The sequence below is a fragment of the Ruegeria sp. AN11 genome (assembly GCF_056536005.1).
The window spans coordinates 2,688,668-2,711,522 of the sequence record NZ_JBQFJD010000001.1; the positions used below are offsets into that span (position 1 = coordinate 2,688,668).

The 22,855-nt window shown below is 57.5% G+C and carries 20 protein-coding genes and 1 tRNA gene; 8 read left to right on the forward strand and 13 right to left on the reverse strand.

Annotated features, from left to right (window positions below):
- Positions 1-27: 27 nt before the first annotated feature.
- Both ACR3EQ_RS13260 and ACR3EQ_RS13265 read left to right on the forward strand, forming a co-directional pair.
- Positions 28-315 (forward strand): HU family DNA-binding protein, encoded by a 288-nt coding sequence (locus ACR3EQ_RS13260; RefSeq protein ID WP_117871130.1) that lies wholly within the window; start codon positions 28-30, stop codon positions 313-315.
- 214 nt (positions 316-529) lie between these two features.
- The gene (locus ACR3EQ_RS13265; protein WP_170617355.1) at positions 530-1,009 is read left to right on the forward strand and encodes a GNAT family N-acetyltransferase; all 480 of its coding nucleotides are present in this window, start codon (positions 530-532) and stop codon (positions 1,007-1,009) included.
- Between the two features lie 83 nt (positions 1,010-1,092).
- On the opposite strand, the gene ACR3EQ_RS13270 is transcribed toward ACR3EQ_RS13265, so the two are convergent.
- Positions 1,093-2,289 carry a BCCT family transporter gene (locus tag ACR3EQ_RS13270; protein ID WP_170617383.1) on the reverse strand — a complete coding sequence of 399 codons (1,197 nt, stop codon included), beginning with the start codon at positions 2,287-2,289 and terminating at the stop codon, positions 1,093-1,095.
- Positions 2,290-2,479: 190 nt separating this feature from the next.
- Between ACR3EQ_RS13270 and ACR3EQ_RS13275 the strand changes: the two genes are divergently transcribed.
- Entirely contained in the window at positions 2,480-3,367 is an 888-nt protein-coding gene (locus ACR3EQ_RS13275) for a DMT family transporter (RefSeq protein WP_170617354.1), read from the forward strand.
- On the opposite strand, the gene ACR3EQ_RS13280 is transcribed toward ACR3EQ_RS13275, so the two are convergent.
- Complete coding sequence (locus ACR3EQ_RS13280) at positions 3,343-3,864, reverse strand: glutathione peroxidase (RefSeq protein WP_480490894.1); 522 nt, start codon at positions 3,862-3,864, stop codon at positions 3,343-3,345. The genes ACR3EQ_RS13275 and ACR3EQ_RS13280 overlap by 25 nt on opposite strands.
- A 146-nt stretch (positions 3,865-4,010) precedes the next feature.
- Here ACR3EQ_RS13280 and msrB point away from each other — a divergent pair, with 146 nt between their 5' ends.
- Both msrB and msrA read left to right on the forward strand, forming a co-directional pair.
- Complete coding sequence (msrB, locus tag ACR3EQ_RS13285; protein WP_170617350.1) at positions 4,011-4,457, forward strand: peptide-methionine (R)-S-oxide reductase MsrB; 447 nt, start codon at positions 4,011-4,013, stop codon at positions 4,455-4,457.
- Positions 4,457-4,969, forward strand: coding sequence for a peptide-methionine (S)-S-oxide reductase MsrA (gene msrA, locus ACR3EQ_RS13290; protein WP_170617348.1), 513 nt, complete (start codon positions 4,457-4,459; stop codon positions 4,967-4,969). Before msrB ends, msrA begins: the two co-directional genes overlap by 1 nt.
- A 40-nt stretch (positions 4,970-5,009) precedes the next feature.
- Here msrA and ACR3EQ_RS13295 read toward each other — a convergent pair whose 3' ends face one another.
- From ACR3EQ_RS13295 to ACR3EQ_RS13325, 7 genes are all read right to left on the reverse strand, one after another.
- Positions 5,010-7,013, reverse strand: coding sequence for a hydantoinase/oxoprolinase family protein (locus ACR3EQ_RS13295; RefSeq protein WP_480491783.1), 2,004 nt, complete (start codon positions 7,011-7,013; stop codon positions 5,010-5,012).
- A gap of 71 nt (positions 7,014-7,084) precedes the next feature.
- A complete protein-coding gene (queG, locus tag ACR3EQ_RS13300) occupies positions 7,085-8,122 on the reverse strand; it encodes a tRNA epoxyqueuosine(34) reductase QueG (protein WP_480490896.1) in 1,038 nt (345 codons plus the stop codon).
- 78 nt (positions 8,123-8,200) lie between these two features.
- On the reverse strand, positions 8,201-8,866 hold the full coding sequence (fzlA, locus tag ACR3EQ_RS13305) for an FtsZ-binding protein FzlA (protein WP_170617344.1): 666 nt from the start codon (positions 8,864-8,866) through the stop codon (positions 8,201-8,203).
- Between the two features lie 58 nt (positions 8,867-8,924).
- On the reverse strand, positions 8,925-9,659 hold the full coding sequence (gene mtgA, locus ACR3EQ_RS13310) for a monofunctional biosynthetic peptidoglycan transglycosylase (protein WP_170617342.1): 735 nt from the start codon (positions 9,657-9,659) through the stop codon (positions 8,925-8,927).
- Positions 9,660-9,789: 130 nt separating this feature from the next.
- Positions 9,790-14,322, reverse strand: a complete 4,533-nt coding sequence (gltB, locus tag ACR3EQ_RS13315) for a glutamate synthase large subunit (protein ID WP_170619854.1) — start codon at positions 14,320-14,322, stop codon at positions 9,790-9,792.
- Positions 14,319-14,753, reverse strand: a complete 435-nt coding sequence (locus ACR3EQ_RS13320; protein ID WP_170617338.1) for a GFA family protein — start codon at positions 14,751-14,753, stop codon at positions 14,319-14,321. Before ACR3EQ_RS13320 ends, gltB begins: the two co-directional genes overlap by 4 nt.
- Before the next feature lie 29 nt (positions 14,754-14,782).
- Positions 14,783-16,216: an NAD(P)-dependent oxidoreductase gene (locus ACR3EQ_RS13325; RefSeq protein ID WP_170617336.1), complete on the reverse strand. Its 1,434-nt coding sequence runs from the start codon at positions 16,214-16,216 to the stop codon at positions 14,783-14,785.
- 229 nt (positions 16,217-16,445) lie between these two features.
- On the opposite strand from ACR3EQ_RS13325, the gene ACR3EQ_RS13330 reads away from it, so the two are divergent.
- Positions 16,446-17,249, forward strand: coding sequence for an undecaprenyl-diphosphate phosphatase (locus tag ACR3EQ_RS13330; protein ID WP_170617334.1), 804 nt, complete (start codon positions 16,446-16,448; stop codon positions 17,247-17,249).
- Here the strand turns inward: ACR3EQ_RS13330 and ACR3EQ_RS13335 are convergent, their stop codons facing one another.
- Positions 17,250-18,233, reverse strand: coding sequence for a complex I NDUFA9 subunit family protein (locus tag ACR3EQ_RS13335; protein ID WP_170617332.1), 984 nt, complete (start codon positions 18,231-18,233; stop codon positions 17,250-17,252).
- 211 nt (positions 18,234-18,444) lie between these two features.
- Between ACR3EQ_RS13335 and ACR3EQ_RS13340 the strand changes: the two genes are divergently transcribed.
- A tRNA-Leu gene (locus tag ACR3EQ_RS13340) sits at positions 18,445-18,531 on the forward strand.
- Between the two features lie 848 nt (positions 18,532-19,379).
- Here the strand turns inward: ACR3EQ_RS13340 and ACR3EQ_RS13345 are convergent.
- From ACR3EQ_RS13345 to ACR3EQ_RS13355, 3 genes are all read right to left on the reverse strand, one after another.
- A complete protein-coding gene (locus tag ACR3EQ_RS13345) occupies positions 19,380-20,180 on the reverse strand; it encodes a glutathione S-transferase family protein (protein WP_170611020.1) in 801 nt (266 codons plus the stop codon).
- Positions 20,181-20,276: 96 nt separating this feature from the next.
- Positions 20,277-21,119: a c-type cytochrome gene (locus tag ACR3EQ_RS13350; RefSeq protein WP_480490899.1), complete on the reverse strand. Its 843-nt coding sequence runs from the start codon at positions 21,117-21,119 to the stop codon at positions 20,277-20,279.
- 163 nt (positions 21,120-21,282) lie between these two features.
- Complete coding sequence (locus ACR3EQ_RS13355; RefSeq protein ID WP_480490901.1) at positions 21,283-21,981, reverse strand: hypothetical protein; 699 nt, start codon at positions 21,979-21,981, stop codon at positions 21,283-21,285.
- A gap of 193 nt (positions 21,982-22,174) precedes the next feature.
- On the opposite strand from ACR3EQ_RS13355, the gene ACR3EQ_RS13360 reads away from it, so the two are divergent.
- On the forward strand, positions 22,175-22,804 hold the full coding sequence (locus tag ACR3EQ_RS13360; protein ID WP_170611029.1) for a dimethylsulfonioproprionate lyase family protein: 630 nt from the start codon (positions 22,175-22,177) through the stop codon (positions 22,802-22,804).
- The last annotated feature ends 51 nt before the right edge of the window (positions 22,805-22,855 follow it).

A 22,855-nucleotide genomic window follows, 5' to 3' on the forward strand; every position in this document is an offset into this window, starting at 1 on the left:
GATCGGGCACGTTAAGGAGACCAAGAAATGGCAAAGCCTATGACAAAGACTCAGCTGGTTGCTGCTCTCGCTGAGGAAATGGGGACCGATAAGAAATCCGCGAACTCCGCGCTGGAGGCCATCACAGGCCTGATCACCCGCGAAGTTTCGGCCGGTGGCGCAGTAACCCTGCCCGGCGTCGGCAAAATCTACTGCCGTGAGCGCCCCGAGCGTCAGGTCCGCAACCCGGCCACTGGTGAAACATTCACCAAAGAGGCCGACAAGGTTGTGAAAATGACCATTGCGAAGGCGCTGAAGGACAGCGTGAACGGCTGATCGGATCACCGATGAAGATTCAAAGGGGTCGCGTTTTCGCGGCCCTTTTTTGTGCGTGGCACCTGTAAGCTCCCACCAGGTCCAAGACTTGTCCGGGTCTCGCATGCTCACCACCAAGCAGTCATCGGATTTGAACCGGCGCGGTATCATCGCGACCGGTGTTTTTGGCGTGGACCTCTTTGTGTGCGCAAGCACCCTCCCTATATCCCGTTTTATGAAACAAGAAATTTCTTTCACCCGGCTTACCCAGATCTCGACCCCGGAAATACTGGCTCATATGAAGAACCCGCGACTTGCGGAACACATGCCCCTGCTGACGCAGGACTGGGATGAAGAGACTGTCAATGAGTTCGTGAAGGCGAAAGAGGCCTATTGGGCGCGTGATGGGCTTGGCCATTGGGCCTTCCTGCACGGTGGCGACTATGTGGGATGGGGCGGCTTTCAAAAAGAGGGCGAAGAGTGGGATTTCGGCCTGGTCCTCATGCCCGGAGCATTTGGATTGGGGGCCAGAATAACAAGGCAAGCCATGGAGTTTGCAAAATCCGACGAACGGATAACGTCGGTGACATTCTTGCTGCCGCCCTCACGCAAGAAACTTGGCGCACTTAGAAAACTGGGCGCGTGTCCCGTAGGCGAAGTTGATTACGGTGGCGAGAAGTTCCTCAAATACCGTCTCAATATCGACGCAAGCTAGCGCTCGAAGGCGGAAAGACTTTGCCTTTACAAAAAAGGGCCCCGAAATCGGGGCCCTTATCCTGTTTGTTGTTTGAAAACCGATCAGTGAACTGTCTCAACCTTGTGGAAGTCCAGATCACGATCTTCGGGCATGGAATCGATGCTCAGCACCTCATTGCGCTTGGCGAGCAGGATATAGACCACACAGGCCAGATAGAGACCCACCACGACCGCGCCGATCCACTGGATCTGCAGCCACTGGCTCTGGAACAGCAGGGTCAGGACGAACAGCAACGCCACGTTGCCCGCCACGTAAGCCGCCTTGCCGAACCTTTCGACTGTCATGTTCAGATTGTCGGTATAGAGTCTAATCAACGAGTCCAGCGAGTTGATGACGAAGGTCACGCCCACGATCACCATCGCGATGTTGGTCACGCCTGCGGTGCTGATGCCGTTCAGGTGGTAGTAGTAGAGAACGGTGAACCAGATCGCCAGCGGGATCGACGGAAAGATCAGCAGCGCGGCCAACAGTTGCCACGTGGTCAGACCGCCGACAAAGCGCGAGGTAAACTGGCCAATCATGATCGACCATGCGAACCACCAGAACAGGTAGAAGGCGTGATAGTCGGTCAGCGGCAGGACGAACTTGTGCAGGTTAGCGAAATACGCACTGATGTTGCTGCCAGTATCAACGAACCCGGTCATACCCATACCGGCCGCCGCCCACATCCCAAGGATCAGAGCCAGGAACAGGAAGGTCGATCCCACCGACAGGATACGCACGTATTTCAAATCGGTCGACGAATAGGCCGCCGCCAGAATCACCACGAACACGATGATGTAGAAGGTGGTGACCACGGATTCGCCGTCTCCGACCTCGGGCAGGTAGCCGGGCAGGTAGATCAGGAACAGGCTGGCGGTGAAAGCACAGGTGCCGATGATGACCACGTTGTTGATCAGCTTGACCAGCGGGATCTCAAAGAACTTCACACGCGGTTCGATGACGCAGAAATAGAACGCGGTCAGGAAGTAGAACGCCCAGATCAGAAAGCCCCAGAACCCGAATTCGATCGCCAGCGGGTTGGCGAATGCATAGGCCGGGTCTTCGGCATAGCCCCCGAACTCGGTCAGAGGGAACATGATCAGGCCGACATCCAGCCCGGATGTGAACAGGATCGCGATAAACGTGAACAGGTGGACAGGCGTCACGCCGACGCAGCGCAGGTTCCACCATTTCACGACGAAGAAAGCGACCAGGCCCAAGGCCAGCAGGACGCCAAAAGACAAGATGTATTCCAGGAACACCGACAAACCTCCCTTGATTGGTCAGATTTGGCGCGAATAACTTTAATTGGCCGGTCAATCAATAAAAACGAAAGTCCAAGAATTCTTGCACGGCACATGTGGCTTTTTTGACGCTGAACCCCCGCAGCGCTTGCGGCCTGATCGGAATTCGGCAACAGTCCCGGCGTTCCGGGATGGAGGTTTCATGGATCTGCGCGCCATAGCCATGGGGCTGACATTTGCCCTGATCTGGTCGTCGGCCTTTTCCTCGGCGCGGATCATTGTTGCCGATGCTTCACCGCTGTTTTCACTGGCCCTGAGGTTCCTGCTATCCGGCATCATCGGGGTGGCGATTGCGCGATCCATGGGACAAAGCTGGCATCTGACAAGGGACCAATGGCGGGCGACCATTTTGTTCGGCGTTTGCCAAAATGCCCTTTATTTGGGTCTGAATTTCTACGCAATGCAAACGGTCGAAGCCTCGGTCGCCGCGATCATCGCCTCGACAATGCCGTTGCTGGTTGCCGTCGCGGGTTGGTTGTTCTTCCGGGAAAAACTGCGACCCATGGGATTTCTCGGGTTGCTGTCTGGTTTCTTCGGCGTCGCCCTGATCATGAGCAGCAGGATCAACGCAGGTGTCGATATGTTTGGCGTGCTGCTGTGCGGGATCGGCGCCCTTGCCCTGACCTTCGCGACACTGACGGTCCGCGGTGCGACATCGGGCGGGAACTTCATGATGGTCGTCGGGTTGCAGATGTTTGTCGGCTCAGCCGTACTGTTTGTGGCTGCGCCATTCTTTGAGACGATCTATGTCCATCCAACGCTGCCCCTGCTTCTTGCGTTCACCTACACCACCCTTGCCCCCGGGCTGCTGGCGACCTTGATCTGGTTTATGTTGCTGAACAGAATCGGTGCTGTCCGGGCCGCAACCTTTCACTTCCTGAACCCGGTGTTCGGTGTCGCAATTGCTGCACTGCTGCTTGGTGAAAAGCTCGGGCCCATGGATGCGGTCGGAGTAGGCATTACCACGCTGGGGATTTTAGCTGTTCAGCTATCCAGACAACCGGTTCAGCGCAGCAAAGCCTCGACCTGACTCAATAGTTTCCGCGAGTCAGGCCGCACATTCGACCCAAACGTGGCGACAACCTCTCCTGACGGGTCGATAAGGATCTTGTTGAAGTTCCAGCTGGGGACAAAGCCAGTTCGCGCGGCGACAGCCTTGTAGAATGGGTGCGCGTCCACTCCTTTGACTGGCGTTATGTCGGTCATGGGCAGAGTCAGGTCATAGTTCAACTCGCAGAACCGCTTTACCTCTTCCGCGGAGCCCAGTTCCTGTTTGAACGAATCCGACGGGACGGCCAGAACCACCAGCCCCCGGTCCGCGTAAGTGTCATGAATCTTTTGCAGGCCCGCATACTGCTCTGTGAACCCACATAGGGACGCGGTATTCACGATCAGAACCGGCTGGCCTCGCCAGTCTTCGATAGACAACGTGCCGCCGTCGATCGAATCAAACTCGCCGGTCAAAGGCGCAGCTTGCACGGCGCGGGCAATCAACAGCAGGGCGAATAGCAGAAGCAGTCTGAACATTGCGGCACCTCCTTTACTGAGAACTACGTGCCCGCCTGGCAACCGGATCACATGCACGAGCGCGCGAGATAGCTGAAATATGATTTTGCTTTTTGCCTCGTTATGCCCAAATAGAAGGCCAAGTCGCGTCAAAAACCGGAGGAGCCATGACCCGCTATACCAAAGATCCCGAGGCCATCGCCGCTCTGTCACCCGAAGAATACCACGTCACGCAGCGCAGCGGTACCGAACGCCCCGGCACCGGCAAGTATCTGGGCAACAAGGAGCCCGGGATTTACGTTGATATCGTCTCGGGAGAGCCATTGTTCGCTTCGACCCACAAATACGAATCCGGCTGCGGCTGGCCGAGTTTCACGAAGCCCATCATCCACGAACACGTGGAAGAGTTTCGGGACGCCACCCTTGGTATGATCCGTACCGAGGTGCGCTCGAAACACGGTGATAGCCATCTGGGGCATGTATTTCCTGACGGTCCGCGCGAACATGGCGGGCTGCGCTATTGCATAAACTCAGCCGCGCTGCGGTTCATTCATCGTGACGAGATGGAGACCGAAGGCTATGGCGAATATTTGATCCATGTGGAGGACATCTGATGACTGAAGAACGCGCCGTACTTGCCGGGGGATGTTTCTGGGGCATGCAGGATCTGATCCGCAAACTTCCCGGCGTTTCCCGCACCCGTGTCGGATATACGGGCGGTGACGTACCCAACGCCACCTACCGCAATCATGGCACCCATGCCGAAGGAATCGAAATCTGGTTCGATCCTGCACAAATATCTTACCGCACTTTGCTGGAGTTCTTTTTCAAGATCCACGATCCCACGACGGTGAACCGTCAGGGCAACGACCTCGGGATGAGCTATCGTTCGGCTATCTACTTTGCCGACGACAATCAGAAGCAGGTCGCGCAGGACACGATTGCCGATGTGAATGCCAGTGGCCTATGGCCCGGTAAAGTCGTGACCGAGGTTGAGCCCGTCGGAGATTTCTGGGAGGCCGAGCCAGAGCATCAGGACTATCTGGTCCGCATCCCGAACGGGTATACCTGCCACTTTCCGCGCCAGGACTGGGTGCTGCCCAAACGCGCGGATGCGGCCGAGTAAACGACGACCTGCCCCGACCCTCTATGAATTCGAAGGGGGGCTAGCCAGTGGCCACTCGTGGTCGGCCACTGGCTTCGACCGTCACAAGGGCTTCGACAAACACATCCTGCGCCTCGATGCGCGCGGTCTTGATGTCCCTGTCGACAATGACCCGGATATCTTCAGCCCCGGCTTCGCGGACCGCGGTTTCAGTTTCTTCCTTCAAAACAGCTTCCAACAGGGCCAAAGCCTGATCTGACGCCGCAAAATCCTGTGGCCCACTGTCCAGATGCACGCGATATCGCCCCTCGGCAGGCGAGGTTACGGTGCCCGAGCGCCGCAAAGTCAGCCGCCCGACAACCGCACCGATGGCATTTGCGACGCCGGTATGCTCGGGCAGGATCATCCGGCATCGCAACCGCTCCCCGACGGCCGGATAGTAGCTGGGCGCCGAAGCGCCAAGGCCCACGACATCGACATTCAAAGCCGTATCCAGAGACAACAGGCCACGATGCCCTGCCAGGCCGCGCCGGGTCAGTACATGACGGGCCAGCTCCTGAGGAGGAACCCCAAAATCATGCCCTTCTTCCGCAAAAGCAGTCTCTAACAAGGTCAAACTGGTCTGTTCGGTCAATTGATCCACGATCATGCCGGCCAGCTGTTCCGGAGACTTCGCCAGAACATCACCCGACCCCACCCTCTTGCGAGACACAAGTTCCAGCACCTTGCGGGCAGCACTTGAATCCCAGGCATCGACCCGGCCCAGAACATGGCTGGCATCCGAAGGCGTGACGCCCGAAACCTGAACAAGCCCGCGGTCCACCAACCGCGTCAGCGCGCCGTTGTCCATTCTGGTCCGCAACAGGCTGCTCAGCGGCAAAACCTGGTCACCAAGCCGCTCCAACACAGCATTCTCGCGCGGCCCGACATCATCAGAACGCATCCCTGAAACTCTTCGGGCAAACCGTGTATCAAACTCACCCACCGTTGTTGCCCGCAGTTGCTCGTCCAGCGCGGCATGCACGACTCCGGGCGCTTCCGACGCGATCAGAGAAACCGGCAGCACCCGCCGCGGCCCCAGGAATACGCCGCCGCCCAAGCCTTCAGTAACCACGTGAACCTGGCTGTCACCGCCCAATCCATGGGTCCGCATCGCCACCGCCTCGACCATGGTGCGGAAACCGCCCACCTGCGCCCCGGCCGGATCAATCGCAGGCTTGCCGTCCCGGATCAAAGCCACATCCGTCGTGGTCCCGCCAATATCAGAGACAAGCGCATTCTCGACCCCGGTCAGCCAGCGTGCCCCCACAATCGAAGCCGCCGGGCCGCTGAGGATCGTCTCAATCGGGCGTTCACGCGCCTGCTCCGCACTCATCAGCGCACCATCACCGCGCACCACCATCATCGGGGCCGTGATGCCCAGCTCGTGTAACCTGTCCTGTGCCCGGCCGATCAGGCGGTCGATCATGCCAATCAATCGCGCGTTCAGAACGGCGGTCACCGCCCGTTTCGGACCGTTCAGCCTAGCCGACAGGTGATGGGAACACGTGACCGGTGCCCCTGTCTTTTCCGCAATGATCCGCGCTGCTTCCAGCTCATGCGCCGGGTTGCGTGTGGCGAATTGCGAAGCAACGGCAAAGCCGGATATCCCTTTATGAGAGTCTAAAAATGCCTCAAGCGCCGCAATATCCAGCGGCGCAGCTTCGCCACCGGCATGGCTGTGGCCACCGGAAATCACAAGCGCCGGGTCGCCTTTAAGCGCATCCTTTAGCCCGTGCTTTTCCAGATCACTGTCCTTGAAGCCGATATACACAAGCGCAACACGCCCGCCCTGCCCTTCGACCAAGGCGTTCGTGGCCAGGGTGGTCGACAGCGACGCCATCGATATCTGGTCGGGTGAAACCCGCGCCTCGTCCAACACGGACGAAATCGCCCTGCCCACACCAATCGCCAGGTCCGCCCGTGTTGTCAGGGACTTGGCCGAGGCAATCACCTCTTTCTCATCCCGGATCAGCACCGCATCCGTGTAGGTTCCGCCTGTATCCACCCCCAAAGCCAACGCCATCGGGTCCTCCATCTGTTCGCTGACAAAGGGTCTAGCGGTTTGCGCCGTCACGTCCAGCCTGTTTGCGGCATTTACGACAGCCGTTTTACCGCCCAGCGCGCCGCGTCGGCCACTGCCGGATCAGGGTCGTCCGTTAGCGCCTGCGCGGCACTACACAGTTCTGCATTGCCCGAATTGCCGATGGCATACAGCACATTGCGCACAAACCGGTCGCGACCAATCCGCTTGATGGGCGAGCCGGAAAACCTCTCCCGAAACGCGGCATCATCCAGTGCCACAAGATCAGTTAACGCAGGCGCCTTAAGGTCATCCCGGGCCGCATACCGAATGTCACTGGCCGCCACCGCGAATTTGTTCCACGGACACGCCGCAAGACAATCATCGCATCCATAGATCCTGTTGCCCAATTTGCCGCGCAACTCTTCCTCGACCGGACCTTTGTGCTCGATTGTCAGATACGAGATACAGCGCCGCGAATCCAAAAGGTACGGGACAGGAAACGCGTCGGTCGGGCAACTATCCAGGCAGGCCCGGCACGACCCGCAGCGGTCAATCTCCGCTGGATCGGCCGGCAAGTCCAAAGTCGTGAAAACAGACCCTATGAAAGCCCAATTGCCCCAATCCCGACTAACCAGATTGGTGTGTTTTCCCTGCCAACCCAATCCCGCAGCCTGACCAAGTGCCTTTTCCGGCACAGGTGCTGTATCGACAAACACTTTCACTTCGCCACCGGCCTCGGCAATCAGCCAGCGCGCCAGTCGTTTCAGACGCTTCTTGACCAGATCATGATAGTCCTTGTTCTGAGCATAGACCGAGATCGCCGCTTTTTCGGGATAGTTCAGAATTTCGGTCGGATCATGCTCGGGCGCGTAGCTTTCGGCCAGCATTATCACCGACCGGGCCTCGGGCCACAAAATCGCCGGATCACCACGCCAATGGGTGCGCTCTGCCATCCATCCCATCTGCCCATGATATCCGGCCTGCAGAAACGCTTCCAACCGGCCCGGAACCTGCGGCACATCCCAGGGCCTGCAAATCCGACAGGACACAAAACCCTCGCTCAATGCCTGGGCGACCAGCTTTTCTTTCAAACCCGATCCGTTCTTCATCTGGCCAAAAATATCCTCGGGGGTGAATTGGCCCGACGGGCCAAGAGGGGGCGGAAGGCCCCCTGCGCCCCGACCCTATCAGAAATCCAGATCGGCGTAATGGGGCGGAGGCCGGAATCCCGGCACCTGATCAGCGAGGATGGACCGGAACGCCGGTCGCGATTTGATCTTGGCATACCAGTCCCTGACCGTCTGGCTGCGATTCCAGTCCACGTCCGAGATATAGTCCAGTGCCGACAGATGCGCGGCAGCGGCGAAATCCGCCAGCGTCATCTGATCCCCGGCCAGCCAGCGGCGTTGATCCAGCAACCATGTCATGTAGTCCAAATGGTACTTGATTGCGCGCGCACCTTCCTTGACGCGCTTGCTGTCCGGATAGCCTTCCCCGGTCACTTTCTTGTTGACCCGCTCGTACACCAGTTTCGATGTCACCTCGTGATGAAACTTGTCATCAAACCAGCCGACCAGACGCCTTACTTCATAGCGCGCTTCGGGCGTTTTGGGCATCAGCGCGGGTTCGGGGCGGGTTTCCTCGATATACTCGCAAATCGCCGCACTTTCCGACATCACCTGCCCGTCCAGGCGCAATACGGGAACCTTTCCTGCGGGGTTTCGACGCAGAAAATCCGGATCTTTCTCCCAGTACCGTTCCTCAACCAGTTCCACTTCGATTTTCTTCTCTGCCAGCGACAGACGAACCTTGCGGCAAAAGGGGGACAGGGGAACGTGAAACAGGCGCGCCATGAGCTTCCAATCAAAGCAGTGAATACAACCAAGCTTTAGCCTTGAGCAGCCTTGGGTTTCAATCCTCGAAACAATCCGCGCGACCATCTGCGCGGATGGTGGCCGCTCCGTCCCGTATCGCGGCGGCCCGACGGCGCGTGCGAACCGACGGATCCGCAACGGATCTGTTCCTGGGCGAGGGCAGAATTGCAGCGATCCGCGCGGCCTGAACCGGCGTCAAATTAGCGGCTGATACGTTGAAATGCATTTGCGCGGCAGCCTCGACCCCGAAAACCCCGTTCCCGGTCTCAGCTACGTTCAGATAAACCTCAAGAATGCGCTGCTTGCTCCAGAACAGTTCGACAACCGGCGTGATCGACGTTTCAAGCGCCTTGCGTACCCAACTGCGTCCTTGCCAAAGGAACACGTTCTTGACGACCTGCTGCGAAATGGTCGACGCGCCGCGTGCGCCACCATCTTCCAGCGCATCTCGGATGGCCTGGATGTCAAAGCCCCAGTGCAGGCAGAAATTCGCGTCTTCTGCAGCGACGACCGATCGCGCCATCACCGGGGAAATCTCTTCGATAGGAACCCAGTCGCGTTCAACTTTGCCCAACCGGCGCCACTCGGACCAGATTGTATGCGTGATCGGCGGGTTGACGACCGAATAGAGCAGCACAAGACCGACTACAAATGCGACACAGGCCAACAACCCACGTGTCAGCCAGCGGCGAATCCGCGATATCGACAGCTTCTTTGACTTTGTTGCCTTTGATTTCTTACCACGCGTTCCGCGCGCTGCTTTTTTTGCCATACCCTTGCTATACGACGCATGAGGCGCGTTTGGAACGGGCTAAATTTCAGCCCCTGTGCCATATGCATGCAAAGGAAAACCCTGCGCGTTTGTGGAAACACGCAGGGTTTTGACCTTGTTTAGGGTCTGTTTACTCCGCCGGAACTGCTGCGATCTCTTCGCTCAGCGGATGGCTGAGTTTATTCAGCATTTCCTTCGGGCACACCTGCAGGAAGTTGGCCTTTTCGACATCCCAGTGTTGCAGGATATCCGCGGCTTTGCGGCTTCCGGTCTCGGCTGCGTGACGTTTGATCAGCGTTTGCAACTGATCGACCCAGTGGCTCACCGTGACCGGACAGGTGACAAGTGTCTCCATGTTCATCAGAAGCTGCGCCTTACCGTCAGGATCGTACAGATAAGCCATCCCTCCGGTCATACCGGCACCAAAATTTGCACCGATGGAACCAAGGATCACGGCAACGCCGCCGGTCATGTATTCACAGCCGTTGGACCCGCACCCTTCGATGACCACCTTGGCACCCGAGTTCCGAACCGCAAACCGCTCACCCGCGCGGCCGGCCGCAAACAGGTGACCGTCGGTTGCGCCGTACAGGACAGTGTTGCCGATAATGGTGTTTTCATCCGCTTTCAGCGGGCTGATCTGCGGCGGACGCACCACGATCGTGCCGCCCGACAGACCTTTGCCTACATAGTCGTTGGCATCACCCGACACTTCCAGCTTCAGACCCGGAGCCGCAAAGGCCCCCAAGGACTGACCGGCCGATCCCTGCAATTTCACGTGAAGATGGTCCGGCTGGAAAGTGTTTCGCATCCCGAAATTCTGCACGATATGACTGGAGACACGGGTGCCCACGGTTCTGTGCGTGTTCTGGATGGCGTAGGACAGCTGCATCTTCTCGCCGTCTTTCAGGAACCGCGCCGCGTCGCGGACAATTTCGGCGTCCAGTGTATCCGGCACTGCGTTCCGATCCTTGTCGCGGTCATACACGATGTCATGCGCGCCATCGACCGTGATCAATAGCGGGTTGAGGTCCAGATCGTCCAGATGCGCCGAACCACGGCTGACCTGCGCCAGCAGATCAGCCCGGCCAATGATGTCATCCACGGACCGCGCGCCCAGGCTGGCGAGGATTTCGCGAACTTCCTGTGCGTAGAAGGTAATCAGATTCACAACCTTGTCCGCGTTGCCCGTGAATTTGGCGCGCAGGCTTTCGTCCTGTGTGCACACACCAACGGGGCAGGTATTCGACTGGCACTGACGCACCATGATACAGCCCATCGCGATCAGGGCGGCAGTGCCGATACCGTATTCCTCGGCCCCCATCATCGCGGCCATGACAATGTCGCGCCCGGTCCGAAGGCCGCCATCGGTCCGCAGGGTGACGCGGTCGCGCAGGTTGTTCATCGCCAGAACCTGATGCGCCTCGGTCAGACCCATCTCCCACGGCAGACCGGCATATTTGATGCTGGTCGCAGGTGAGGCACCCGTGCCGCCGTTGTGACCCGAAATAAGGATGATATCCGCTTTTGCCTTGGCCACACCGGCGGCAATCGTGCCAACGCCCGAGGACGCAACCAGCTTGACCGTCACCTTGCAGCGTGGGTTGATCTGTTTCAGGTCATAGATCAGCTGCGCCAGATCCTCGATCGAGTAGATGTCGTGATGCGGCGGAGGTGAGATCAGCGTCACGCCCTTGGTCGAGTGCCGCAGACGCGCGATCAGGTCAGTGACCTTCATGCCGGGTAGCTGACCACCCTCACCGGGTTTCGCACCCTGGGCGACTTTGATCTCCAATTCTTCACACTGGTTCAGATATTCGGCAGTCACGCCGAACCGCCCCGAGGCCACCTGTTTGATCTTGGCCGACGGGTTGTCGCCATTGGGCTCCGGCACGAAATGCGCCGGATCTTCGCCGCCTTCACCCGAGTCCGACTTGGCGCCAATCCGATTCATCGCCACGTTCAGCGTCTTGTGTGCCTCAGGGCTGAGTGCGCCCAGCGACATGCCCGGCGTGACAAAGCGTTTGCGGATCGAAGTGATCGATTCCACCTCTTCAATCGGGATCGGCTTGCCGAGTGGTTTGAAATCCATCAGGTCGCGCAGATGGATTGGCGGATTGGACTGCATCTTGGCCGAATACTGCTTCCACAGCTCATACGAGGCTCTGTTACAGGCCATTTGCATCATATGCATCGAGGTCGCTTCCCAAGCATGGGTCTCACCCGACTTGCGCGCCTTGTAGAAACCGCCGATTGGCAACACATCCAGACCGCTGTCCCAGCCTTTGGCGTGAATCTCCTCGGCCTTGACCCGGATACCATGCACGCCGATGCCCGAGATGCGGCTGGTCATACCGGGGAAGTATTCGGCCACCATGGCGCGGGACAGTCCCACCGCCTCGAAATTCAGACCGCCACGATACGACGACACCACGGAAATGCCCATCTTGGCCATGATCTTGAGCAGGCCCTGGTCAATTGCCTCGCGGAATCGCGCAACATTTTCGGTCAGCGTGCCATCCAGCAAGCCACGTTCGATCCGGTCGGCCAGCGAATCCTCGGCCAGATATGCATTGACCACGGTGGCGCCACATCCGATCAGCACGGCAAAATAGTGGGGGTCGATGCATTCCGCCGACCGCACATTCAGCGAGCAGAACGTCCGCAAGCCTTGACGGATCAGGTGAGAGTGCACGGCGCTGGTGGCCAGGATCATCGGCATCGCCACCTTGCCCGGACCGGAATACTGATCCGTCAGGACCAGATGCCCGGCGCCCGAGCGCACGGCTTCTTCTGCTTCGGCTCTGACACGGGCCAAAGCGTCGCCCAGCGCACCTTCGCCTGGTTCAAATGAACAGTCGATCTCGGCCAGGGTCGCATTGAAATTTTCTGCCAGCTTCTCCCATTGCGTGTTCCCGACAAAGGGGCTTTCCAGCACAATGATCTCGGTCTGGCTGCTGTCTTCGTCCAGCACGTTCTTGAGGTTGCCAAACCGCGTTTTCAGCGACATCACGCGATATTCGCGAAGCGAGTCGATGGGCGGGTTGGTCACCTGGCTGAAATTCTGGCGGAAGAAATGGCTGAGCGGGCGGTATTGCCTTGACAGCACTGCCGAGGGCGTGTCGTCCCCCATCGAGGCCAGCGCCTCTTTTCCGTCCTCGGCCATCGGTGCCAGAATCTGCTCCAGTTCCTCGACCGAATATCCGGCGGCGATCTGGCGCTTGCGCAACTCCTCGCCTTTGAACAGCGGACGCTCGGTCACACCAGCCAAGGTGGCATCCAGATCGTTGATCTTGCCGACCCACTCGCCAAACGGCAGCGCGCGGGCCAGTTTGTTCTTGATCTGAATGTCGCGGAACAGTTTGCCCTTTTTCATGTCAACGGCCAGCATCTGCCCGGGACCCAACGCACCTTTTTCGACCACGGTCGCCTCGTTGATCGGCACCATGCCGGCCTCGGACCCGGCGATGACCAGACCATCGCCCGTCACCACATAGCGCATCGGGCGCAACCCGTTCCGATCCAGACCGGCGCAGACCCAGCGGCCATCAGTCATGGCCAGTGCGGCAGGGCCGTCCCAAGGCTCCATCACCGAGTTGCAGTAGGAATACATGTCGCGCCACGCCTGCGGCAGTTCGACCGCCTGCTTGGACCAGCTTTCAGGCACCAGCATGGTTTTCGCCATCGGGGCCGAGCGGCCCGCGCGCACCAGGACCTCAAAAACAGAGTCTAATGCAGCAGAATCCGACGATCCGCCTGCAATGATCGGCTTGATGTCTTCGGCGTAGTCTCCAAAGGTGCCGCTGGCCATGCGGATCTCATGGCTTTTCATCCAGTTGATGTTGCCCTTCAGTGTGTTGATCTCGCCGTTATGGGCCAGCATGCGGAAGGGTTGGGCCAGCCACCATTGCGGGAAGGTGTTGGTGGAATAGCGCTGGTGGTAGATCGCGAACGCCGATTCAAAACGCTCGTCCATCAGATCGGGATAGAAGACTGCAACCTGTTCGGCCAGCATCATGCCCTTGTAGATGATCGAGCGGCAAGACAGCGAGGCCAGGTACAGGCCGGATATCCCTGCCGCCATTGCCGCCTTTTCGATGCGGCGACGGATCACGTACAGCTCACGCTCGAACGTCTCTTCGTCCACGCCCTTGGAATTCGAAATCAGGATCTGTTCGATCTCGGGCCGTGTCGCGTTGGCTTTGTCACCCAGACAGGTCACGTCAACCGGCACGTGACGCCAACCATAGATGTAATAGCCCATGTGCAGAACTTCGGTTTCCACGATGGTCCGGCAACGCTCCTGCGCGCCGAAATCAGTACGCGGCAGAAAGACCTGACCAACGGCGATAAGTTCGCTCAGGTTGGGCTCGTGACCGGTGCGCCGAATTTGGTCATAGAAGAATTGAACCGGGATCTGCACATGGATACCCGCGCCGTCACCCGTTTTGCCGTCGGCATCCACGGCGCCGCGGTGCCAGATCGCCTTGAGCGCATCGATTCCGGCATCCACAACCTTGCGGCTTTTCTTGCCGTCAACGGAAACAACAAGGCCGACACCGCAGGAAGAATGCTCTTCTTCCTCGGAATAGAGACCGTTTTCCGCCAGCCATTTGCGTTTGGCCTCTTCGGCCCGCACCCAATCGGCATCATATTTGGTCATTGATTGTCTCCTTCTTCCGGCTGGGCAAACATGGCTTCGACCTCGGCTGTGGTCATTTGCTTGCGCTCGCCTGCAAACGCGTACCCATCGGGCTTTTTGTCGATAAAAAGTTCCAGTTGCAGCTTGTGGCCCGTATCTTCGAACAGGCCAGCCGCCATTTGTGTATGTCCGTGCAAATCGCCCGGCAGGGTGATCCGGTACCAAAGTGCCGAACCGCAATCCGCGCAGAAGGCACGCTCGGCCCAGTCGGACGATGCATAAGTCTTTACAGGCCCCAATGCCGCGTAACCGGATTCAGCCTGAAAAGTCATCAGCATCGAACTGGTCCAACGGCGGCATTGATCGCAGTGGCATGCGCCCAGCGATTCCTTCGCCGGAGTAGCGGTCACTGTGACCGCCCCGCACATACATTGGCCTTGCAATTCGGGCATTCTGACCCTCCTGTCGCTGGGCTTTCGGGTTATTCGGCTGCGACGGCAGCCTTGCTGTTGAATCGCTCGATGATTGCGTCGGCACAGTCGCGGCCGTCACGGATCGCCCAGACCACAAGCGAGGCACCGCGTACGATGTCTCCGATGGCATAGACGCCGTCCATCTCGGTCTCACCGGTCTGGAACGCGGCCTTGACGGTGCCCCAGCGGGTTACGGGCAGGTCGGGCTGACCAAACAGTGTGGGCAGGTCTTCAGGTTCGAACCCCAGCGCCTTGATGACCAGATCGGCCTCTTCGACATAGTCTGCGCCTTCGATCACTTCGGGGGCCTGACGGCCCGAAGCATCGGGTTGACCCAGACGCATCTTCTGCACCATCACGCCAGAGACCTTGTCGTCACCAGTGAACCCTTTCGGCGCGCTCAGCCACTCGAACACCACGCCTTCTTCCTCGGCATTCTGGGTTTCACGCTGCGAGCCGGGCATGTTCGCGCGATCGCGGCGGTACAGACATTTGACCGAGGTCGCGCCCTGACGGATCGAGGTCCGAACGCAGTCCATTGCGGTATCCCCACCGCCAATGACCACGACTTTCTTGCCGTCGGCGTTCAGACGACCGTTGTCAAAATCCTCAACCGCGTCACCAAAGCTCTTGCGGTTCGAGGCAGTCAGGAAGTCGATGGCTTTCTCGATCCCGCCCAGACCACTGCCCGGCATGGAAAGATCGCGGGACTTGTAAACGCCGGTCGCGATGATCACGACGTCATGCCTGGCGCGGATTTCTTCGAATTTGTCCGCATCAACGTCACAGTTCAGCTCGAACGCGACCCCACCGTCGGCCAGCAGATCATTGCGGCGCTGAACGATGTCCTTTTCCAGCTTGAAACCCGGGATACCGTACATCAACAGGCCTCCGGCCCGGTCATAACGATCATAAACCGTCACTTGAACACCTGCACGGCGCAGCATGTCGGCTGCAGCCAAGCCACCGGGGCCACCACCAATGATTCCGACACTTTCGCTGCGCTCGGCGCCCGGCGCGACCGGCTTTACCCAGCCTTTCTCCCAGGCCGTGTCAGTGATGTATTTTTCGATCGTCCCGATGGTGACAGTTCCGTGGCCGGATTGTTCAATCACGCAATTACCTTCACACAGGCGGTCCTGCGGGCAGATTCGGCCGCAGATTTCAGGGAAGGTGTTGGTCGCCTGGCTGGTCTGATAGGCCTCTTCCAGGCGTCCGGTTGCGGTCAGGCGCAGCCAATCCGGAATATTGTTGTGCAGCGGACAATGCGACTGACAATAGGGAACACCGCACTGGCTGCAGCGACTGGCCTGCTCGACCGCCTTTTCGGCAGCAAACTCGGCATAAATCTCGGAAAAGTCTTCCTTGCGGTCATCAGCGGCACGCTTTTTGGGCATGACGCGGTCGATCTGCACAAATTTCAGCATCGGTTGCTTGGCCACGGGTCGGACTCCATGAATTGGCTAGGTCGGTTTTCTTTAAGAGATCGCAGGTCGGATGAAAAGTCAATTGTACTGACCCATTTTACGAAATTCGCACGCAGTGGTGAAAAAATTCTGGGCGTTTGTTAGATTTTAGAACCGATTCGGACCTATCTGCCTGCTTTTCTTTTCTTCATCACGCTTATACCCATTGTTCATAACGAAAACACGGCAGCGTCACGGCGGGCGGATGAGCATTTTTCAATTGATTCTTGCGGCGATTATTCAGGGAATAACCGAATTTCTGCCGGTTTCCTCTTCGGGGCACCTGATCCTGCTGCCCAGCCTTACCGGGCTGGATGATCAGGGCCTGGCCATCGATGTGGCCGTGCATGTCGGTACATTGGGCGCTGTTGTTCTGTATTTCTGGACAGATGTTATACAGGCCTTCGCCGGACTTCCCCGAGCACTAAGCGGCCGACTTGATACGCCGCAATCCAGGCTGGCCGCCGGGTTGATCATTGCGACGATCCCGACGGTCATGGTTGGCGCTGTCCTTTACCTGACCGGTCTCAGCCAAAGCCTTCGGTCCATCGCTGTGATCGGCTGGACCATGCTTGGATTTGGCCTACTGCTGTACTGGATGGACCAAAAAGGACCTCAGTCCAAACACGCCGGTGACTGGAGCCTGCGGGATGCGGCGATCATGGGCCTGTGGCAGGTGCTGGCCCTGATCCCGGGCACGTCAAGATCCGGGATCACGATCACGGGCGCACGCCACCTTGGCTACACGCGGGAGGATGGCGCGCGGATCGCCATGCTAATGTCGATCCCGACGATCCTTGCCTCGGGGACACTGCTGTCCGTAGACGTGATCCGAAACGCGGACGCGCAACTGGTCAAAGACGGCGCAATTGCGGCGGCCTTCGCGTTCTTTTCCGCGCTCCTTGCCCTCAGCCTCATGATGCGCCTTTTGCGCAGCGTCAGCTTCACGCCCTACGTCATCTATCGTGTCGTTTTGGGCGTGATACTGCTGGCAATCGCCTACAGTTGATCAGATCCGCAGGTTTCCGGCCGAATTCTGAATGTCGTCATATTGACCGGCCGGGCGGAATTTCCACAAATAATCCGGAAGAACCGACTCAAGTGTTGCAGGCTCAATCCCGAGGTCTGGGAAAGACTTCACACCATCCGAAACAACATTGTCGTGGCGCAGGTTCTTCAGCTGATCACGTGTCAGGATCGTATTTGGAAACAGCTGAAAGCTGACAAACTTCACAATATCCAGAACTCCGGCCATGATACGCGCCGCAAAGAATGGCAACCCGATAATGATGCGCTTCCGGTGGATAACCCCCAGCATCTGTTGCATCAGCTCACGGAACGATTTGACCTCGGGACCGCCAAGTTCGTAAATACCCGCGTCTGCCCGACCCAGAATGCCCAAAACAGCGGCTTTGGCCACGTCATCGACATAAACCGGCTGAAACCGTGTTTCTGCACCGGCCAGGGGTAGAAATGGCCCAAGGCGCGCCATGCCGGCAAAACGGTTGAAGAACTGATCTTCGGTCCCGAAAATAACGGATGGGCGCAATATCACGGCATCCGGCATATGGGCCAGAACGGCCGCCTCGCCTTTGGCCTTGGTTCTCGAATAGACGCTATCCGCTTCCGCATCCGCACCAATTGCCGAGATGTGAACCATCCGGGCCACACCCTGTTCCGCAGCCAGCCGCGCGATCCGTTCCGCGCCCTCAGCCTGCACTTCGTCGAACGTGTTTTTACCCAGCTCGTTCAGAACTCCAACACAGTTGACGACGGCATCGGCGCCCTTCATGGCCAGGGCCACCGAGGCATCATCGCGAATATTGCACAGGATCGGCTCGACCTGCCCCACTGCACCATACGGCTTGACGAACATCGCCTCGTTCGGGCGCCGCACCGCGACCCGAACACGCCACCCCTGAGCCGCCATACGGCGCGCAACGTAGCGACCTACGAATCCCGATCCACCATAAATCGTGACCAGTTTGGACATGAAACGGCTCCTGCTAAATGGGTCCTGATCCGATCTATCGCCCCAGAGCACTGCAAACAAGGCACAATAACGCCGCGCCCCGGCGATAAATCCATTTCAGTGCGGCACCTGTCCCGCGCCTCGGATGCGCGCATCAAAAAACTTTCAAAAAACTTCCCGAATCCTGTTGACGCCCTCCGCCAGTAGGCTTAAACGCCCCTCCACGACACCTGCCCAGGTGGCGGAATTGGTAGACGCGCTAGCTTCAGGTGCTAGTGTCCGTATGGACGTGGAGGTTCGAGTCCTCTCCTGGGCACCAAAACACAAGATAAAATGCTGTAATTTAATGTTTTTCAGAGCAGTAGCTTGTGTATCCCCTGTTTTTTTGTTGATGGATGTGAGCCCAAATTTTCTTGCCATCGTTTCCGTTGATACGCATTCTTCTAGTAAGATTGATGATAGTAAATGTTGGTATTTGTTGGAGTTAGGGCTGTGAAAATGTCCCAACTTTAACGGGCAACCCGACCTAAGTTTAATACCTAATAACGATGCTAGGCTCCGACGGCAGCTTTCATGAACAACGGACGTTTATCGAAATTGGGCGACTGACCGAGTTGCGGACTAAGCGGTCATAGGCAAATAATGCGTGAAGCGAGAAAGTAATTGACCAAAATGCAGCCCCTCCGTCGCGCTATTTTCGTCTGCACTCAGCCTAAAAACACAGAGTTCGCGGACATTACATTTGTCGCTGCCTCGGTTCACATTTTCGGTGCGGCATGTAACAGTTCAGATGTTTGTCGTCGATCATGAACCGGAGGCCGGTCCCTTGGCATTTCCCAAAAACGCCTGACGCGCTGAAAATTTCTAGGAACAGTTGGGGCAACAGGTGCTCTTCTTGGCAGTGTGAGCCTTTCGTCAAATTCTTCATTTGCCGGAACGCGGCAACTTGACGACCTGGTCGAATACGATGCAGTCGGGCTAGCGCAACTTGTAAAAACGAATGAAATCTCTGCGGTCGAACTCGTCGAGCGGGTTATCTGACCAAAGGCTTGGGTAGGCTAACTCGCGCTGCACCGCCGCAGGCAATGCCGTGATGGCACCCCCCCAGCGATTGCCAAATTCGTTTAAAGTTTCGGATCACGTGCTCGTGGTGGTTGGCATTCCGCTCTATGGCAGAAGTCCCAATTCCTTGTCGGATGCCGTGCCAGCGTACTTGTCTTTCGTTGGCCACGGGCGGGATTGCCACGCAGGCTCGAAAGCGAAGCTGGAAACTTTGCGCCCCGGCAAAAGCGTGCCGTTTCCAGCTCCGCGCGCGTAGTCGTAATAGAGTTTCACGATCTCTTCTTTGGAGACCTGATGTGTGGCGGGATGGGACATGCACGCATGCTGCCAAGCTTTCACGCGCGCATATTCATAGCTGTCCGGAAGTTCAAAATTCTCATAATAATCGAGAAACCAAAAGCGCTTGAAAATCGGAGCAAAGACGGCCTCTGCAAGTCCGAAATCTTCAAACAGATAGGTTCCGGCAGGGCTATGCTCCATCAGGAAACCGTTGAGATCCTTGTAGAGATTAAGGAGCTTGGTGTTGTGATCGATACGAGCACCGCGATCTTGGTTCATGACGTATAGGTATCCGGCCATGGTGAGCGCATTCTCGCGCGCAATCAGCATGGACTCAACCGCGTGTTCGTATGGGTCGCTTCGGCGCAAAGCCGGGCCTTCGATGATTTCGTCGAGGTATCTCAGGATGACCAGACTCTCCTTGATGATTTTTCCCTCCGGAGTCTCGATCACCGGCAATGCGGTTGTGCCGCGCGTCTTCTTCAGGAGTTCCGGGTCGCGTGGCTTTGTAATGTCGACAACCCGAAAATCGACTGTTTCCCGCCGGTCTCTCAACGCAAGGAGTATCTCCAACCGTCGGGAAAACGGGCAGACAGGGATGTGGTAGACGATGTGCTTTGCTTCCACGAGGTAAGCTCCAATGCATTATGATATTGCCCATTTCCTTCAGAAGGCCGGAGCTGCGGCGGCAATGTCGCAGCCATCCTCCCTCTGAGTTCCGCTTCAGGACGGATCCGGCATGGGTGGGATCTGGCGCAGATACAGAATGACGGCATCAAGGTCGTCTGGTGTCATCCGACTGTAATAACCATAGCCCATCGGCGGCATCATCGGAGATCCGTCTGGTCGGACGCCGGTCGTGATCATTTGAGCAAGTTCGTCGTCGCTCCAGTGTGTCAGGCCATCTTCGGCGTGCTGGGTGAGGTTTGACGAAACTGAGGTGCCCCAAGGGCCATGGAATTCGAACCCGCCTGCGCCCAATTGGTTCATCCAATCGGGCCCCTTCGGCCCCATCGGGCTGTGACACTCGATGCAATGCGCCACTGGGCCAGCTAGATACTCTCCATAGGAAACCGTAACGCCTTCATTAGGATGAGGGACTGACCCGATGGGCGGACCGTACGCCGGTGGCAGCGGGATATTGTAGACGCTCTCGCCGGGATCATTCTCGACGGGTGGTAGGCTGCGCAGATACATCACCATAGACATAACGTCATCATCCGACAGGCGACTGTATAGAGCGATGGGCATAGGGGGTCCTATGACCCGCGTGCCATCCGGTGTGATTCCTTCGCGTATGGCGCGAGCCAATTCTTCGTCGGTCCAGTCCGCAACGCGGCCCGCCGGCGTGATATTGGGCGCGATTGCTGTGAAGCCGGGTGTCTTCTCGACAAGCCTGCCGGCATGGTTCATGTCCATGATGGGGCCGTCTGGTCCGATGGGTGTATGGCAATTGCCACAAGCGGCGGGGCCCTCGACGAGATACTCGCCCCGTTCCAGTGATGGCTCTGCCAACGCGCCTGTTCCGACGAATGCCGCGATAATCGCAAATGACTGCAGTCTCATTTCTTGCTCCCCAAAGCGCTCACCACATTGTACCCAGTGTTTGTATCTCCAAAGGACAAATTGATTTCGCCAAAGCAGCAGGACAGCATTTAAACCGTTGGCAGGACTTTCGATAAAGCTGAGGCTCGAATTTCTGCTTGGCTCGCGGACAGATCGCTGGCTGTTAATCGGTCGCGAAGCAGTACAGCAGACCTGCACCACCAGTCTTTGGCAGATCGCTCTCTCCACACCCAGCCGTCCCATGGGACGAGTTCCAGGAAATCATATTTCTAGACAAGTTCAGACCGATGCGGTCGTGGTGACCGACGATAGCGGAACCCTGTCCATTGCTGGTCCAGTTGCTGCACGTCGTGTCGCCACCCGCTGTCGAAAAATGTCCGTTTGAGTCCGCTCCCGTGAGAATATCGTGTTTGTTGGGCTGACTGCCCCGCCCATTGACCTGATTGCCATTCTCATCAAGTGCAGTTTGCAGGCTGATATTCACGTTCGCGCTGTGTAGGTCATCCACATCCTTCGCGATCATAACGCCGTCTGCGTTATACCATGGACCGGAGCCGATACGGTCTCTCGCGCTTATGCCATCAGTCACCACAGGGCTACCGCTGCTTCGGTCGATAATCATGCTTGCGCTCAAGTAGGCGGCCCACGACCGTTGCGAACCCGCGGCTTGAGCAAGTTTGGTGCAATGTGCATCGGCGCCTTCGAGGCCACCAAAGTTTGCTCCATCACCGGACCCTTCACTTGTAATGAAGAAAGACATCTCTTCGCCGGTTGATTGAGCAAAACTGCTTTCAACGCTTAACGCGAGTGCCGCTGTTACTGAAAAAAAGGTCATTACGCTCTGATGGGAAACAGGGTACATTGTCGTCCTCCAATCACTTGATCAATTAAGACAGCCTAGTTCAACAAGCGAACTTGCGTCCAGTCAGTTAACTATCCTGCCGGGCTGCAGCCTCAAAGATTCAATTGCCGAAGCACGATTGCGACGCGAACGGGTCGTATTTCTTTCAGATTGAGCTGTAAAAAACACTCAAAGCAGCGCTGACAATCGGGATTTGGCTGCACAGGTCATGGCGCAAAACGAAAACTTCCAAGACATGCTGGTGGAAATTGCAAAGGTCTACGAGGCCGAGGTAGACATGCAAGGACCTCATACAGCGAACACACTTTTGGTAACGCCATCTCCTGTTGCTTTCGAACCGGTGCCACCATGCTCGTTTGATGGCGGTATGCGTGAAGTGTTGGCCAAGAGCACTCACCCTGCAGCTCGTTCGGTCTTGGCAGCACAGCATCTGTTGGACTGGGGATCAAACCCAGTTGAGGGCAATACCCAAGCGAGTATCGCCGCCTTGATAAGCGTACTGACACTGATGGGACCAGAAGGACCGATACCGGCGCCAGACGTTAGGTTGGGTTTGGTCTATATGCGGCCTGACAGCTACTATCCGTTGCACCTTCATGACGCAGACGAGACATATGCCATTATAGCTGGACAGGCCCTTTGGACGGCCGGAGATGACATTCGCATGAGAGGGGTTGGTTCAATGATCCATCATCCAAGTATGATGCCACATGCATTTCGTACAGGTGCAGAGGGTTTTCTCGCAATCTGGCGCTGGAGTGGCGACATCAACACACACTCTTACACCTTTACTGAACATCTTGAAGATGAGTTGCTTGCATAATGTACGACCAATTGCTGTGCTGCGTCGGCCAAACAGCGTAGCGTCAGCGAA